The 1,826-nt window shown below is 45.6% G+C and carries 2 protein-coding genes and 1 pseudogene; 1 reads left to right on the top strand and 2 read right to left on the bottom strand.

Going from position 1 to position 1,826, the window contains the following annotated elements:
* Positions 1 to 705, top strand: a pseudogene (locus KP814_RS32450) (IS3 family transposase); the annotation flags it as partial.
* Positions 706 to 837: 132 nt separating this feature from the next.
* Here KP814_RS32450 and KP814_RS32445 read toward each other — a convergent pair.
* The gene (locus KP814_RS32445; RefSeq protein ID WP_216740659.1) at positions 838 to 1,377 is read right to left on the bottom strand and encodes a hypothetical protein; all 540 of its coding nucleotides are present in this window, start codon (positions 1,375 to 1,377) and stop codon (positions 838 to 840) included.
* A 12-nt stretch (positions 1,378 to 1,389) separates the two neighbouring features.
* Positions 1,390 to 1,674 (bottom strand): hypothetical protein, encoded by a 285-nt coding sequence (locus tag KP814_RS32440; RefSeq protein ID WP_216740658.1) that lies wholly within the window; start codon positions 1,672 to 1,674, stop codon positions 1,390 to 1,392.
* Between the last annotated feature and the right edge of the window lie 152 nt (positions 1,675 to 1,826).

The following is a 1,826-nucleotide window of genomic DNA, read 5'->3' as shown; positions in this document are numbered from 1 at the left end:
TCACTTGCATGGCGAGAACGCTTCAGGTCTCAAGAAGCGGCTACTACGTTTGGCTCCATCGGCAGAAAACCCCTTCTCTGCGACGACAGCGTCAGCAATCCCTGGACATCCAGGTTGGAGCCGCCTTTGATAAAGCTAAAAAGCGTAATGGGGCGCCCCGGCTGACCAAAGACTTGGCGCAACAGGGAGTTCAGGCTAACCGTAAAACGGTGGCCAGGAGCATGCAACGCTTGGGCTGGTGACATCACCTATTTGTGGACGGAAGAAGGTTGGCTGTATCTAGCCATCGTGCTGGACCTGTTCAGCCGTAAAGTCATAGGTTGGGCGATGAGTTCGCGAATGAAATCGGAGCTGGTCTGCGACGCCTTGCGCATGGCGTTGTGGCGTCGACGTCAGCCCAAAGGGGTGATCGTCCATTCAGATCGAGGCTCCCAATATTGCTCAGAAGCCTATCAGACGTTGATTCAGGCGCATGGGCTTCGTTGCAGCATGAGCGGCAAAGGCAATTGCTATGACAATGCCTGTGTGGAAAGCTTCTTTCACTCCCTGAAAGTGGAAGCGATCCACGGAGAGCGGTACGCAACCCGACAAGAAATGCGTGAAGCCGTGTTTGAGTATATCGAAGTGGATTACAATCGGACCCGCCTTCACAGCACAAATGGGTATCTCAGCCCAGAGAGTTATGAAGCATCGAAAGTCGCTTAATGACGTGTCTAATCTTTGTGGGCAGGATCATTGTCCTTATGCCCCGGCAAAGTTAGACAGTCATGTGTCGCAACACAAGCGCCTCGCCCCCTCGTAACTCAGAGCCTGTTCGTTCTGCATGAGACCGCATTCTTAACTCCATTTCTCCACAAGGTAAGCTGCCTCAGGATTTTTCTCTTTTAAGTTAGAAAATATCTCATCAAAGTCCTCATATCCTCCTCGCTTTAATGCCAAATAACACTCTATAACATCTTCAGAAGCAGACTTGTCATTATGAATTAAGGAGAGCATCGTTTGTTGGAAATCAACTCTCATACTCCCGCTTAATACGTTACGTGAATACATCCCACACAAGGAGCTTAAAGCAATCGATGATAAGACCTTATTTCCCGAATAAAAGAAATCTTTCATTTTATTCTCGTAATCACCACCGCCTATCTCCCCTATAGTTCTTATGGCCAAAAACTTTTTAATACTATAAACATTGACGTCACCTTTTAAGTATTCATCAAGAAGCTTTGCATCATTCTCGGAAGCGACCTCAGCGAACTTTTCAAAAGCATAATTCAATACCCTGTCTTCAGTCTCCATATCCAGGCCAACATCTATTAATTTCAGAGGTACTGTCTTTTTTCCGTCTATGACGTCTATATAAAAATGCACATCTTTCATTTTTTCTCAAAATCACTTTACATTCTTAAGATTAAACATACCAACGCAATTTGGGCAATACGGTTTCACCCCGCCTCTTTTGGTATAAGTCCCAGTTCTATCATTTATGTAATAAGCCAATGTCCAACGGATCCTTTTAGCTTTCGCCCCTCCGTTTAGCAGTTGGTTAGCTGCATGAAATTCCGCACAATTTCCAAACTTCATAGAAGTTCCGTATATATCTTCATCTGCACAACCTAGCGTCACCCCTAAATTTTCAACTTTCCCTTTCAATTTTTGATTAACATTGCTGGGCATAGCTTGATCCTACCCACCAATGATAGACACCCTGTTAAGCGAGTACACTACGCTACAGAGGTGAACTATGACCAAACAGAAAACATCAAACTCCAAATCTCGCCAACGTTATTCCGACGAGTACAAGGCGGAAGCCCTGGCGCTAGTTCAAC

The organism is Hahella sp. HN01, from assembly GCF_018986435.1.
In the GTDB taxonomy this organism is placed as follows: domain Bacteria; phylum Pseudomonadota; class Gammaproteobacteria; order Pseudomonadales; family Oleiphilaceae; genus Hahella.
The sequence above is the reverse complement of the archived record's forward strand: the minus strand, read 5'-3'. Positions and strand labels throughout refer to the sequence as shown.